At 57.2% G+C, this 13,010-nt stretch carries 12 protein-coding genes and 1 pseudogene; 8 read left to right on the forward strand and 5 right to left on the reverse strand.

Features of this window, described 5'->3' with window-relative positions; genetic code table 11:
- Positions 1 to 134: 134 nt before the first annotated feature.
- The 4 genes and pseudogenes from ACZ9DP_RS20050 to ACZ9DP_RS20065 form a co-directional block, all read left to right on the forward strand.
- Positions 135 to 719, forward strand: a complete 585-nt coding sequence (locus ACZ9DP_RS20050) for a nutrient deprivation-induced protein (protein WP_476203370.1) — start codon at positions 135 to 137, stop codon at positions 717 to 719.
- The gene (locus ACZ9DP_RS20055; RefSeq protein ID WP_476203371.1) at positions 712 to 1,128 is read left to right on the forward strand and encodes a phage holin family protein; all 417 of its coding nucleotides are present in this window, start codon (positions 712 to 714) and stop codon (positions 1,126 to 1,128) included. Before ACZ9DP_RS20050 ends, ACZ9DP_RS20055 begins: the two co-directional genes overlap by 8 nt.
- Complete coding sequence (locus tag ACZ9DP_RS20060; RefSeq protein ID WP_476205422.1) at positions 1,128 to 2,114, forward strand: DUF3618 domain-containing protein; 987 nt, start codon at positions 1,128 to 1,130, stop codon at positions 2,112 to 2,114. The genes ACZ9DP_RS20055 and ACZ9DP_RS20060 overlap by 1 nt, the downstream gene beginning before the upstream one ends.
- A 114-nt stretch (positions 2,115 to 2,228) precedes the next feature.
- A pseudogene (locus ACZ9DP_RS20065) lies at positions 2,229 to 2,341 on the forward strand (ribonuclease); the annotation flags it as partial.
- 298 nt (positions 2,342 to 2,639) lie between these two features.
- Here the strand turns inward: ACZ9DP_RS20065 and ACZ9DP_RS20070 are convergent.
- Positions 2,640 to 2,831 carry a CsbD family protein gene (locus ACZ9DP_RS20070; RefSeq protein ID WP_476203372.1) on the reverse strand — a complete coding sequence of 64 codons (192 nt, stop codon included), beginning with the start codon at positions 2,829 to 2,831 and terminating at the stop codon, positions 2,640 to 2,642.
- 590 nt (positions 2,832 to 3,421) lie between these two features.
- On the opposite strand from ACZ9DP_RS20070, the gene ACZ9DP_RS20075 reads away from it, so the two are divergent.
- The gene (locus ACZ9DP_RS20075) at positions 3,422 to 3,787 is read left to right on the forward strand and encodes a response regulator (RefSeq protein WP_476203373.1); all 366 of its coding nucleotides are present in this window, start codon (positions 3,422 to 3,424) and stop codon (positions 3,785 to 3,787) included.
- A gap of 104 nt (positions 3,788 to 3,891) precedes the next feature.
- Here ACZ9DP_RS20075 and ACZ9DP_RS20080 read toward each other — a convergent pair whose 3' ends face one another.
- Positions 3,892 to 4,419 (reverse strand): sigma-70 family RNA polymerase sigma factor, encoded by a 528-nt coding sequence (locus ACZ9DP_RS20080; RefSeq protein ID WP_476205423.1) that lies wholly within the window; start codon positions 4,417 to 4,419, stop codon positions 3,892 to 3,894.
- A 774-nt stretch (positions 4,420 to 5,193) separates the two neighbouring features.
- On the opposite strand from ACZ9DP_RS20080, the gene ACZ9DP_RS20085 reads away from it, so the two are divergent.
- On the forward strand, positions 5,194 to 5,904 hold the full coding sequence (locus tag ACZ9DP_RS20085; protein ID WP_476203374.1) for a Crp/Fnr family transcriptional regulator: 711 nt from the start codon (positions 5,194 to 5,196) through the stop codon (positions 5,902 to 5,904).
- A 365-nt stretch (positions 5,905 to 6,269) separates the two neighbouring features.
- Here the strand turns inward: ACZ9DP_RS20085 and ACZ9DP_RS20090 are convergent, their stop codons facing one another.
- The 3 genes from ACZ9DP_RS20090 to ACZ9DP_RS20100 form a co-directional block, all read right to left on the reverse strand.
- The gene (locus ACZ9DP_RS20090) at positions 6,270 to 6,761 is read right to left on the reverse strand and encodes a YciE/YciF ferroxidase family protein (RefSeq protein ID WP_476203375.1); all 492 of its coding nucleotides are present in this window, start codon (positions 6,759 to 6,761) and stop codon (positions 6,270 to 6,272) included.
- A 25-nt stretch (positions 6,762 to 6,786) separates the two neighbouring features.
- Positions 6,787 to 7,710, reverse strand: a complete 924-nt coding sequence (locus ACZ9DP_RS20095) for a PhnA-like protein (RefSeq protein ID WP_476203376.1) — start codon at positions 7,708 to 7,710, stop codon at positions 6,787 to 6,789.
- A 458-nt stretch (positions 7,711 to 8,168) separates the two neighbouring features.
- Positions 8,169 to 8,435 carry a hypothetical protein gene (locus ACZ9DP_RS20100; protein WP_476203377.1) on the reverse strand — a complete coding sequence of 89 codons (267 nt, stop codon included), beginning with the start codon at positions 8,433 to 8,435 and terminating at the stop codon, positions 8,169 to 8,171.
- Positions 8,436 to 9,167: 732 nt separating this feature from the next.
- On the opposite strand from ACZ9DP_RS20100, the gene ACZ9DP_RS20105 reads away from it, so the two are divergent.
- Both ACZ9DP_RS20105 and glf read left to right on the forward strand, forming a co-directional pair.
- On the forward strand, positions 9,168 to 10,565 hold the full coding sequence (locus ACZ9DP_RS20105) for a glycosyltransferase (protein ID WP_476203378.1): 1,398 nt from the start codon (positions 9,168 to 9,170) through the stop codon (positions 10,563 to 10,565).
- 60 nt (positions 10,566 to 10,625) lie between these two features.
- On the forward strand, positions 10,626 to 12,971 hold the full coding sequence (glf, locus tag ACZ9DP_RS20110; RefSeq protein WP_476203379.1) for a UDP-galactopyranose mutase: 2,346 nt from the start codon (positions 10,626 to 10,628) through the stop codon (positions 12,969 to 12,971).
- Positions 12,972 to 13,010: the final 39 nt, after the last annotated feature.

A 13,010-nucleotide genomic window follows, 5' to 3' on the forward strand; every position in this document is an offset into this window, starting at 1 on the left:
ATGTCTTTTTCCGTCGAGGCAATTCGCCAATTTTTAGTTGGATGCAATCCTAGAGTGACCGGGAACAAACATCTGCTCTTCCGGTTAGGGGTGATCGCAGCATCCGCCGCTCGCACCTTCTGGGAGGATTGAAAATGCCAGACGAAATCATACAGGCTCCAACTGGGCCGATGCCGTCGCAAGATGAACGGTCTCCGGTGGACGATGGCGTCCCAACCGAAATTCAGCCAGTCGAAGTTCGTGATCTCAAAACTAGGGTCAGCGATGACCTTGGGGAAGTCAGCAAGGCGGCCAAGGATGCCGCCCAGACCGCCACGCAGAAGATTCAGGATACTGTGGCGGAACAGACCGACTTCGCCGCTCACCAGGTCGGTGGCATCGCAACCGCTCTGCAGAAGGTGGGCGCGGAACTCGAAAGCAGCGATCAGGCACAGGTGGGCCGGTATGCAAAGCAGATCGGCGAGAGCGTCGCGGTCCTCGCGAAAAAAATGGAAGGCCGGGATCTCCGAGAGATTGCCAGCATGGCTGAGGATTTCGGCCGCAAACAGCCTTTGGCTTTTCTGGGGGTAGCGGCACTTGCCGGCTTGGCAGCGAGCCGTTTTCTGACTGCTTCTGCAATCCGAAAGTCGTCTCCGAGCGCACCAGAGAAGATGCAGGCGTCTACCGACTTCCAGCTTTCGTCAACCGCAGGAACATCCGGAGGTCCGCGCAATGGCTAAAGAAAGCGATAACGCGCCATTATCGGAACTCGTTGGCGGCCTTGTCAGCGATGTCTCTGGCCTCCTTCGCAAGGAAATAGACCTGGCTAAGACGGAAGCCTCTGAAAAAATCTCTAAAGCGCTCAGCGGCGTCGAGGTCCTGGTGATTGGCATGGTGCTGGCAATCGGCGCTGTCGGTGTCCTGCTAAGCGCCTTGGTAAGCGGCTTAGCTGCGTTCTTGGTAACGCAAGGCTTCACGCAAACATCCTCCCAGGCTCTATCCGCGCTGATTGTCGGCTTTTTAATTGCCGGTATCGCGTGGGTGCTGGTGTCTAAAGGTCTTGCTACATTGCGCGGTGCCAATCTGAAACTGGATCGAACGGCTGCATCCCTCCGCCGAGATGTCGAAGTCGTTAAGGAGAAAATATGATGAATCAATCATCGGAGAAATCGTCGATCGATATTCAGCGCGAAATCGATGCCGACCGTCGAAGGATCGAAGACCGCATCGGCGCTATTCAGGAGAGAATGTCCCCAGGTCAGCTCGTCGATGAGGTCCTCGCGTATGCCAAAGGAAGCGGTGGTGGGGAGTATGTCAGCAACCTCGGAACAGCCCTCAAGGTCAACCCACTCCCCGTCGCTTTGATCGGCGTGAGCCTAGCATGGCTGATGGCTAAACAAGGCGGGACGCTGTCACCTACCCGCACGGCCGTTGACACGCCGCTTGAAAATTATCCGCTTTATGCTGCCCACGGAGGCGTTCGACGCGTCGGGCCGCCAGAGGATGTTGGCGGCGCCAGATATAGCCACTTCATCGACGATGCCGGAGAGCGGTTCAAGGCTTTGACTGATGAGGTCGGAAATCGCGCTGGCAACTTCGTCGACTCGAGCGGAAGAGCATACCGAGGATTTGCCGACGCGACGGGTAAACAGATCTCCAATATCACAGATGAAGCGGGCGCTGTGCTGGAGGCCACGACAGGCTGGGCTTCGGAAAGCTGGAAACAAGTTAAGGATGCCGCCGGGAACGTGGCTCAGCAGGCGAGCGATGCCGCAGGTTCGGTATCGCAGTCCGCGTCCTCGGCGAGTTCAATACTTGCAGAAAAAACGACACGACTTAATACAGCGATCCTTGCGCATTTTCGCGATCAGCCGCTGGTTGGGGGCGCGCTGGCCTTCGCCGTGGGAGCCGCTATCGGTGCTGCCCTTCCTCGCACCGACAAGGAAGATGAAGTCCTTGGAGATGCAGCCGATAGCATTAAAGCGGACATCGCATCGAAAGCCACCGAGATTGTTGATGAGGGCAAGGATCTCGCATCGGATGTCTACGACAAGGCTGCTTCCGTCGCTGTCGACGTGCACGATACCGCGAAGGCACGGATCACAGAAGAGGCTGAACGTCTTAAGACGAAATAGGAAGAGCAGTCGGGCCTGCTTGCGCCCGGCGCTTTCGACCTTATCGCCCGTCAGATCACAAGCCTCGCCCAAAGTCCCAATTCAACGCTCGGCATCGCTTCTTTCTGGAAATGACTTTTGATCGTCATCCTGATCGTGAGCGGCGAGTCGAATGCCGAACTGAGCACCAGACGGCGAAGGACACCACCACGGGGCCGCCTTCGCCGATGGGGTCGCGCGGTGCGTAGGTCGCGGATACATGGGAAAGACCGCAGATCGGCTGCATTAGCGGACAAGCGAGACGCTGCACCTCTGCCGTCACCGGTAGCGTACCGACTTCATCCAAGAAGCTGAAGAGCGCTAAGAAGTCGTCAAACCAGCCGTAGCCGATCACCTTCAGATAGGTGAAGTCGGTCTGCCAGGGCTGGGCGGTTTCGTCTTGTCCTTGGACTCGTCGCCGGCCTTGATCGCGATGCAGGCGCACCGCATGTCCCGGTACCCCGTCGCCCAAGGGCGGCAGTCGTTGACAACGGAATCAGAGTTCGGTCAGGTGCGATCAACGACGCCCTTGACCGCCTCCTTGATTTTGCCCTTGGCGACCTGGGCCTTGCCCTTGCCTTCCTGCGCCGTGCCCTTAGCCTGCATTTCCCTGTTGTCCACGGCTTTGCCAGCAGCCTGGCGTGCCTTGCCCGCCAGTTCGTTGGCCTTGCCCGATGCCTTGTCAGATGTGCTTCCCACGTGACTTCTCCTGAACAGCGCGAAACATGATTGTTTGCATGCCGGTTAACTGCGGGGCTGTCGTTTCGTTCCCTGCACGGTGCTGGTTTAGGCGATCATCGCAAGAAGCGCCTCGACTACCGGAGCGCCGCGGTTACCGAGGGGAGGTCGATGCTTAGAGATCCCTGTTGAAGGTGTCTCCGAGCGGACATGGAAGTAGAATCGCAGTCCTGCCGTAGCCCGAACTAACTTGATCGGACGACGTAATGGTCAACACCTGAGATGGAGTGGCGTCTCAGCGTGTCGTTACCTACCCATAGGTGATTCCCAAGAGCTTCGTATCACCGTAATCCTGAGGCGGGAGAGGCGAGCGGACTATCCCAAGATGACTGGCGGAGTTGAATGAAGGTTTCGCGGAACCATCGTTTTTCCAGGATCTGATAGAAGCGACGCTCAGGACGCAACATCTAACGATCTCGCTCTATGCGGGCGTTGCGGAGTGATAGCGCACCCACAGTTCGCCTTTGAGTAAATGCTTGCAATCCTGGTCGTATCCGATCAGGTAAAGGGGCACCGGGGTTCCCTTCGGAACTTCCCCGAGTGTGTTCTGTTTGAACATCGCACTCAGGGGGCTGACCAACATGCTGCGCTTTCTCGTGATTTCCAGTCGTACGACCCCATCGACCGTTTCGAACGCTTGGAGATCACTCAACTTTGTTCTGGCAGGCCCCGTTGCGGCCAATGCTCTTTCATCTTTTGACCTTGGCGGCCACGATGGCGCGATCATCGATCTCGACTACGAGGGTGACGAGATGATTGCGTGCGTAGAAATCCTCGAGGCCCGCCAGATCCCTTTCGTATTCGCGGCCTTCGTTTCGAGTTCATTAAAGCCCCCTGGATGCTTCGTTCTGAGTGAAGCGAAAGAAGACATCTTGGCGATTCATCGTCGCCTCTGGGAAATCTTTCGGGCACATTAGGATTGGCTTGAACTCTTCGATCAAGGTCGCAGGGCGTTTGAGTTCCTTGGAGAGCGTCCTCGACGTGGAGTGCACCTGAAATTGCCTGCATTGGCGCTTTCTTTTTACCGGGTAGCAGCTTCGCTAAAAGAGGCCTCGTCCAAGGCCACCATCAGCGCCATCCGTGCGCGGCCGACCCGGCTCTTGATGGTACCGATTTCGCACCCGCAATCCTTTGCGGCATCGGCGTACGAGCGCCCGGACACGACGAGCATCAACGCCTGTCGCATGTGTTTGGGAAGACGGTCGATCGCCTCGGAAACATCTTTCAGCCGCAATGGCCAATCCTGATCCGATGGCACGGAGTTTTCGAAGGAGCCTTCGGAAATGTCGGAGGCCAAACGGTAACGCTTCGACCGCTTGTACTGACTGCAATACTGGTTCCGGAGGATGGTGAACATCCAGCTTTTGAGGCTGGTTCCGGGCGTGAAATGATCCAGATGCCCCAGGGCCCTCAAGACCGTTTCCTGTGCCAGATCCTCGGCGTCGGCATCCGATCTGGTAAATCGATGAGCGAAGGCCTGCATTACAGGACGTAAGGCAACGATTTCATCTTCAAGGGAAGGGCATTGCATGGCGGTTCCTCCGAGCACCAACCGTAATGGATACGCGCACTAATGGTTCCCGCTGTTCGCCCACCGTCCGATATCGAACCAAAGAAGGTATCAATCGAGTTTGATGACATCGCTCAACCGAACGACTTCTCTTCCACCCCCTTGGCCAGATCTCTCTTGAGCGCACGTTTTCGCTGGGAAGCCTGCTCGATTTTCAAGACTCACTGCTGGGGATTATTCTGGATTGGGCATACCTTTGGAGAGAACGTCACCCGTGGGCCTTGGCGATCTCGGAAGCGTTGTGGAGAGCTAGTCCGAGGCCGTCCTGCCTGGCGCCGGCTCGCCGCCGCGGAAGAGGGGCTGGAACAGCCGCTCCATCGTCTCCGGCGGAATGGCGTCGCCTTCGTTCGAAACCGTGATCGTCAAGAGTCCTTGCCGATGCGTGCCGCCAGGCCGAGGGGTAGATCGGGCGAGCCATGCGCAGCGCGTCCCTGCGCGAGGTCGTCCGCATCTGACGCGGATCGTTCAAACGTCATCGCGAACCTTGACGGCGGGTATCAATGCGAGCTGATCTTCCAGGGTGGCGCATGCCAGGACAGCCTCGTTCATGCCGTTCTTCCCTTGGGCGGCAACAGGGGAATGAGCGGAAATGCTATGCGTTCCGGCGTCGGCCTGTTATGGTACGAAGTTCATTACATGCCGGCGTGAACTCCTTGCGGTTGCACAGTCACGTGCGGATAGTACGATGGCGGTCCCAACTGTAATAGCGCAGACGATCGGAATGCTCTGCGCTCGCTGTACTGGAGAACCGCGATGCTTCAATCCGCTATCCGCAATCACCTGTTGTCAGGTCTGTCCGCCGACGCCTGGAATGCGATCCGCCCAAGGCTTGAACCCATCGATCTTCCCCGAAACTTCCATATCGCCGGTTTCGACGCTCCTATCGCGCACCATTACTTTCCCGAAGACGGAGTGGCGTCGATGGTCGCCGTGTCTGCGGCCGGCGAACGCACGGAAATCGGGCTTGTCGGAAGGGACGGTGTCACGCCGCTCGTAGCGATACTCGATGCGGAGCGGCATCCCTTCGAATTCATGATGCAGGTGTCCGGAAAAGGTCATCGGATAAAGCGCGAGGCCCTTCAGGAACTCGTGGCGGAAAACGTCGAGGTCAGACGAATCCTGGAACGCTTCGCTCTTAGTCTGTTCACCCAGACCGCCTATACCGCGCTGTCGAACGCCGTCCAACGCATCGACGCTCGCTTGGCGAGGTGGATTCTCATGATCGACGACCGGGTCGACGGCCACCGGATCGACGTGACGCACGAGTTCCTCGCCGTGATGCTGGCCGTCAGACGACCGGGGGTGACGAACGCTCTTCATGTCCTTGAGGGGCAGAATCTCATCTACTCCGACCGGGGTGTCATCAGAATTCGGGATAGGGGTGCGCTGGAGGCTTTCGCCGGTGCCGCCTACGGGACGCCCGAACGGGTGATGAGCAGAATGACGATCGAAGGTGGATCCTGAACGCACGTGCTCCACCGTAAGAAGGCCCGGTGGCGCGGAACAATGCGAAGATCACGAGGTTCGACCGTTATTCGGACAGCAGGAGGCTGCTCATAGCGCGCTACTTTTTTCAGCGTAAGAGCGGCCGGGTAAAAAGGGTTGATGATTGCGGTTGATTGGTCGCCGGCTTTGGGCCGGCTTCGGCTCTAACAGCATCAAACACCCGTTGCACCAACGCTAAGTCCCGGTTGAGAAGCGGCAAGTCCTTCGGATGAATATGTTATTTGCAGCATCGCATGCGTTGATTTAGGTCCCGGGTCGGCGCGCCATAGTGATCAACCGACCTCGTTGGCGCACCTCCCGTTTCCGTCACCACGCGCCGGCAATCAGGCGGCCTGCGCGTTGACGGTTGCTTTGGCGATCTCGGTAAGCCGTTCGTCTGTCGTTTCTTCTTCGTCAAGAGTCTCCGCGAGGAGGTCAGCTACGTCATCCAAACCGAGCGTCTCGGCCCAGGTGACCATCGTGCCGTAGCGGCTGATCTCGTAATGTTCCACAGCCTGCGCAGCGGCGAGCAGGCCCGGATCGAGGGCGGCCGTCCCCTTGAACGCCTCCATGACTTCCTTGCCATCGTCGATGATGCCGAGGATGGCATTGCAGGTCTTCGGCTGCGCTGGCTTGCCTATCAGTTCGAAGGCCTGTTCGAGGCGCGCTACGTGATCTTCGCTCTGACCGAGATGTGTTTCGAATGCCTCCTTGAGATCAGGCGATTGCGCGGCTTCAGCCATCTCGGGCAGGGCCGTCAGTATCCGCTTTTCCGCGAAGTACATGTCCATGAGGGTCTCATAAAGGAGATCGCTAAGATTTTTAGGTTCTGCCATGTTCGTGTTCCTCGTGTTGAGATGATTATAGGTTTCGGCCGCGTGTATATTCTTCAAGGATGGGGCCTGGTTTCGTGCCAGCTACCCCCCCGAACCAAGCTGCAATCACGCCGAGAACGAGTGCGACGAAGCCGAGCAGGGCGCCGCTGGACACGACCTTCGTCGTGGTTTCTGCCGCCTCCAAAGCCTGCTGCTTTGCCTGATCGACGGATGCCCTGTAGTTTGCCTCGTATTCATCCACCTTCGCCCGCGCCTGGTCGACAGGGATATTCTGAGCTTTCGCCAGAGCGTCGGCGGCCCGTGCCTTGGCGTCCTCGACCTTGCTCGGGTCGCCCGTTGCCACGGCTTTCATCGCCGTGACTGCCGCCGCTTGAAGGGCTTGCGGGTCGGAGCCACCGCTGGCCTCGCGAATTTGCCGTTCGATATCGGCCATCGGATCGGTTGCTGCGGCAATCGAAGACACTCCGGTGGTCGCCGCAGTTGCTGCAGTCTTGCCGACACCGCCGACCACGCTCGAAAGGCCGCTGAAGGCGCCGCCGACGAGTACGCCAACCGAGGTGGTCAGGAGGTAGAGAATGACTAGCGTCGTAACGGCCCAGGAGGTGATGCCGTGGAAACCGCCTGTGGACTTGCTGGGACGGCCGGACAGCCGGCTTGCAGCATATGCGCCGATAAACGAGGCGACGATGCCGGAAACGACGAACCAGAGGCCGCCCATGATGGAGAAACTGGTCGCTGTAGGATTGTCCGACGTGGTAGGGTCGAGAACTGCAGCGCCAATCCCGACACCGAGAAGATTAAGCAGGAACTGGGCCGCGAGTGCGAGAACGACGCCGGCGAACACTGCACCCCATGATATCTTGTTGATGGTGGCCGTAATACGCGGGTCTACCGGGTTAACCGCATACGGAGTATCGCCCGGCAGGCGGGAGATGGATGGTTGGGACATGGTAGAAGCCTCCAGAGATTTTTTTCACCGTTCTTTGAATGCGCTCCCAACTCCCGCTTCACCCGAATGTTCCAGAAGTATTTTCGCTTCGGCTAGCTGTCCCTTGAGCGACACCGATGATGCTGTGCAGGACGCAAAAAACGTGTCGAATACCCTGAAACCTCGTGCCTGATCGCGAAGAACCTGGCCACAATCGAATTCCGGAGCAAGACAGTGAGAGGCCCACCGCCGTTTAGGCGATCGACTCCGCGCCACATCCTGTCTAACTCGGATGTTCACGCGACGGCTCGCCCTCATAGCTGTCAGAAACCGCTCCATCTCGGCCTTCCTCGCACCGATCCTTGGTAGCGGTTGCCGCTCTCGTTCATAGGTAAAATCGGTCTCGTGGAAGCGCAGTTGAAGGAACGGCACAAAGACCCCGCAGAGTTGACCGCGGGGTTTCTTCGATGAGCCAGATTTTACCGGCAATTGCCGGCGGCATCTTTGACTTGGCCCTGAATGCAGTCGGAAGAGTCTTGCTTGCCGGTCGAATCTTTGTCTTTATCGGAAGCGCCCGTGCCGGAGGTGGAAGTGCCGGATCCGCTATCCGACATGCTACCGGATCCTGAAGCGCCGCCGGACTGGCCAGAACCACTGGTTCCACCTGTGCCGCCGCTGGCCTGAGCCATGGCCGAAGTTGCCACACCGATCGAAAGTACCGAGACCGCGATGAGTTTCAGAAGCATCGGATTCTCCTATTTTGCTTCGTTTCACCTATCCCGAACCTCGTTTATCTTTTGATGTTCCAGATCTAGTGTAAGAAAAGTGGTCGACGTTGAGCTGCGCGGCTGTGTCGTCGGCCTCCTTGCGGGACAAGCCGCTGAGTTCGCGTCCGGATGCCTCTAGGCACGCCCCTTTCCTTGTCGAGAACGGACTAGGAGCGATCTGCCTGTTGCACGGACCTGGCCTTCTAAGCTGTCCAACTTAATGGGGTCAGTTCATTCGGCGGGGCTTCTTTTGTCCGTACGCTAGATGAAGGGAACGCCCGTAACTGGCTCGCTGAAGGATGTGCCGCGCGGCAGTCTTCCTGCTCAACCACCAGTGATGAGGCGCACTGCATTCTGATGCCGCGAGGTCACGGTTTCCCGAACATCGTCGGGAGTCGGCAACGAGTGATCCTGATCGATATTCTGGAAACTCGACTTCGCGGGGTTGCCGACGCATCATCTTGATTTTGCTGGGGTTGGCGTCCAAAAGCGAGCACGTTCAGGCCGCACTGAGGCACGCCATTGCACTTGTTAGCGCAGGCATCCAGTCGCCGGATGCTGTGGTCGTAAGGCCCGACGAGGTTTGCGCGCCACCCGCTGGTCACCGTTCGTCCGTTAGGGGGAGCTAAGAGCGAACCAACGACAGCCGGTTTGCGCGGAAATTCGGAACTTACCGACACCGCCGGTGTTAGCCGCTCATCAGGTGCGGCTATGGACGACGGAGCCTGGACCACCATTGTTGAATTTGCAATTGCGGCCGGATGGCGTTGCCGCCGCGCTGATATCGTCGGTCGTCCCGTACATGTTGAAAACCGATCCCGACGGTACGCCTCCGAACGTATTCGATGGGTAAAGAGCGATCGCCGGATCAGCCACGGAATCGATCTTGTGAAAGTAACTGCAAGGAATGGTCTGCGGCATGGGTGGACGGAGTGGCGTGAATTGAACAGGGAATATTTAACCAAAAAGCGTCTTGTCGTTATCAGCGACTATCAGGCCGGCTGGTACGAGCCGTCCTCGCCGCTTTCTATCGAGGAATTGCGAGGTCAGTGGGCCAGCGGAGCGCGGGGAAGTCCTTCTACTGCCGAACAGCCAATCCAGGATGTAATGGTGCGGGGCGGCTACATTGAACGCCTGCCCCTTGCTTGCTTGAAGATGGGCATAGTCGACATCGTCGAAATTTGGTCGCATTGGCGCGGCGCCCGCCCGCCCCCAGAGGATCTGACAAATCCGTTTCTTGTTCACCGTTCATTCGCAATGAACGGCCCAGAGGCGCCATTCGCGTCGAATGATATGCTGGCCCACATCATTACGTTTGGTGCTCCCGATATTCTCTGCGTGTGGGGGCTTGGCGTTTCCGAAGATGTACTTGTCGCATGCAAGAGCAGCTATAAAATCTACAATTCTATCGATGCTCCCACGTGGCGAGTTCCACGTTCAATCAGCCAACATTTCGACCTCGTGCTTACCGGCGCCTTGTGGCAGTCGCAGGAGGTGAAGCGGCGACATCCGAAAATGAAGACGGCGGTCCTTCCGATTGGACCGGAATTTGCCTCTGACAGCACATTTTATCCACTCGATGGCCCTCGGCGATATGACGTTATCTATGTCGCCGCCGCTCAAGCCTACAAGCGCCACGATATCCTTTTCGATGCGCTCGCTAAGCTTCCGAGTGGTATCCGTGCACTTTGCGTCTGCGGCTATGGGGAACTCGGGGATATTCTGCGTGCACAAGTGCAAGCCTTGGGAATTGCCGTCGACTTTGTTGGTCCGCCCGGCGTGCGATATGCAGACGTCAACCGTCTAATGAGCCAGGCAAAGATCGGTGTGGTCTGCGGCATCAATGACGGTGCGCCGGCGATCCTAACCGAATACATGCTCGCTGGCCTGCCTGTTCTCGCTAATAGCGCACTCGTGTGCGGCCTTCAGTATATTACGCCACGAACTGGAGCGACTGCAGCAGCGGATGACTTTGACCATGGCATTTTGAGCATGCTTGAAAACCTCTCAAACTATTCCCCGCGGAAGGCTGTACTCGACAATTGGACGTGGCCACATTCGGTCCGCAAGCTTTGCGAAGTCATGGATTCGCATGCGGGGCAGAAATGACTGCGGAACAAACCGCCGGAGTGGAGGTTAGAAGGCCTCTAATAAAACGGCGGATCCGCAATGAATCTCTCCAGCTCATTCACCCAAGGGCTCCATAAAGCCCTGCAACGCAAGGCGCCGATCATATGTTTTTCCCATTTGCGCTGGGATTTTGTGCTGCAGCGTCCGCAACATTTGATGGAACGTTTCGCCCGCGATAGACAGGTCTTCTATTTCGAGGAATTCATCCCCACAGATCATCATTTAGCCTATCTGGAGATCCATCCGTTTGAGGGGACGGCGGTGAAAGCCATACGTCCTCGAATTCCTCACTGGTTAGGCGAGGACGAGAGGGAGCGCGAACTAAGAAAACTGTTGGATGAACTGCTGTCGATCTATGGCGTGGCCCGCCCGATACTGTGGTTCTATACGCCGCTCATGTATGGGTTCGCTCGCCACATCGATGCGGCGGCGGTCATTTACGATTGCATGGACGAGTTGGCCAACTTCAAGTTTGCGCCGCCAACTCTCAAGGACGCCGAGGCTGCACTCCTTGCACGCGCCGATGTGGCCTTCACGGGCGGCTACAGCCTGTATGAGGCTAAGCGGCATCTCCATGACAATATTCATCCTTTCCCGTCTAGCGTCGATGCAGACCATTTCCACGCTGCTCGTGGAAACCTCGAGGAGCCGGCCGATCAAAGGTCTATCAGCAGTCCAAAGCTCGGATATTACGGTGTCATCGACGAGCGCCTTGACCTCGGCCTAATAAGCGCTGTAGCCAACGCTAGGCCGGACCTCTCTTTCGTATTTATCGGGCCAATCGTCAAGATTTCACCCGACGACCTCCCCAAAGCGGCGAACATCCATTACCTCGGCCGAAAAGCATACGGCGAACTGCCAGCGTATGTGTCGGGCTGGAACGTCGCACTGATGCCGTTTGCTCTGAACGACGCAACACGTTTCATAAGCCCTACCAAGACTCCGGAGTATCTTGCTGCCGGTCGACCAATCGTATCGACGCCTGTCGCTGACGTAGTGCGTCAATACGGGGGCGTTTCCGGTGTTGCTCTTGCGCGAGATGCCGAGGGGTTTGCCACAGCGTGCGACGACGCGCTTGCTCTCAAAGAATTCGACAGCGCCTGGCTGAGATCAGTTGATATCCTTCTCGCCGCTTCGTCTTGGGACGACACGTTTGATGCGATGAACGTGCTGGTTGAGGAAGCCATCATCCGTCGGTCCGCATCTCCGCATTCCCCCACACAGTTCCCCTGTTCACAGTCAAGCGTCAGGTCAAGGCCATCCTACGACTACCTGATCGTCGGTGCGGGCTTTGCGGGCTCGGTGATGGCAGAAAGATTGGCGTCCGATGGGAAGCATGTACTTTTGTGTGATAAGCGTCTGCATATCGGCGGCAACGCGTACGATTTTCACAACGAAGACGGCATCCTCGTTCATCGATATGGACCGCATATTTTTCATACCAACAGTCTGGAAATTTTTGACTACCTGTCACAATTTACGGCTTGGAGACCGTACCAACACCGTGTGCTCGCCGATATTGGCGATCGTCGATTGCCTGTTCCCATCAACCGAACGACCCTCAACGGGCTCTATTGCCTCAATCTGAAGGACGACGCAGAGGCCGCCTTATTTTTGGCCGCTCGTGCGGAACCTTGCGATCCGATCGAAACGGCGAAGGATGCGGTGGTCTCCCAGGTCGGTGACGATCTCTACCGCACGTTCTTCCAAGGATACACCCGCAAGCAATGGGGTCTCGATCCGACCCAGCTTGACAGATCGGTGACGTCGCGTGTCCCGGCACGGGTTAGCGACGACGACCGATATTTCCTCGACACCTACCAGGCCATGCCGTTGCATGGTTACACTGAGATGTTCGAGAAAATGTTGGACCACGAGTGCATCACTGTATTGCTCGGCACGGAATTCGCGGACATCCGAAAGGACAATCTGGCGGCGCATACGATTTTCACAGGCCCGATCGATGAATATTTTGATTTTCGCTTCGGTCGTCTTCCATATCGTAGCCTTGAGTTCCGCCACGAAACACATGATGCCAGACGGCTGCTACCAGTCGGCGTGATCAACTATCCCTCGGAGACGGTGCCGTATACGAGGATTACCGAATACAAGCATCTGACTGGTCAGATCCATCCGAAGACTACCATTTCCTATGAGTTCGCCGGTAGAGAAGGGGAGCCCTACTATCCCATCCCTCGACCGGAAAATCAGGCACTCTACAAGCAATATGAAGCTGTTGCGCGACGTTGTAGCGACGTAACTTTTGTCGGTCGGCTCGCGACATACAAGTACTATAATATGGATCAGGTGGTGGGCCAGGCTCTGGCAACATACCGGAAGATGTCAAAGGCGCGCGCGAGCACCATTGCTGCGAGCGTGAAATGACAAGTCAATTGCACCACATCGTTATCGCCACCGACAGCC

Source organism: Rhizobium sp. USDA 4016 (assembly GCF_056279705.1).

What these genes read in the sequence shown, in the direction of transcription:
- ACZ9DP_RS20095 (WP_476203376.1), bottom strand. Translation starts at nt 7,710, where the DNA reads ATGTCCCAACCATCCATCTCCCGCCTGCCGGGCGATACTCCGTATGCG.
- ACZ9DP_RS20055 (WP_476203371.1), top strand. Translation starts at nt 712, where the DNA reads ATGGCTAAAGAAAGCGATAACGCGCCATTATCGGAACTCGTTGGCGGC.
- ACZ9DP_RS20100 (WP_476203377.1), bottom strand. Translation starts at nt 8,435, where the DNA reads ATGCTTCTGAAACTCATCGCGGTCTCGGTACTTTCGATCGGTGTGGCA.
- ACZ9DP_RS20050 (WP_476203370.1), top strand. Translation starts at nt 135, where the DNA reads ATGCCAGACGAAATCATACAGGCTCCAACTGGGCCGATGCCGTCGCAA.
- ACZ9DP_RS20085 (WP_476203374.1), top strand. Translation starts at nt 5,194, where the DNA reads ATGCTTCAATCCGCTATCCGCAATCACCTGTTGTCAGGTCTGTCCGCC.
- ACZ9DP_RS20090 (WP_476203375.1), bottom strand. Translation starts at nt 6,761, where the DNA reads ATGGCAGAACCTAAAAATCTTAGCGATCTCCTTTATGAGACCCTCATG.
- glf (WP_476203379.1), top strand. Translation starts at nt 10,626, where the DNA reads ATGAATCTCTCCAGCTCATTCACCCAAGGGCTCCATAAAGCCCTGCAA.
- ACZ9DP_RS20105 (WP_476203378.1), top strand. Translation starts at nt 9,168, where the DNA reads ATGGACGACGGAGCCTGGACCACCATTGTTGAATTTGCAATTGCGGCC.
- ACZ9DP_RS20060 (WP_476205422.1), top strand. Translation starts at nt 1,128, where the DNA reads ATGAATCAATCATCGGAGAAATCGTCGATCGATATTCAGCGCGAAATC.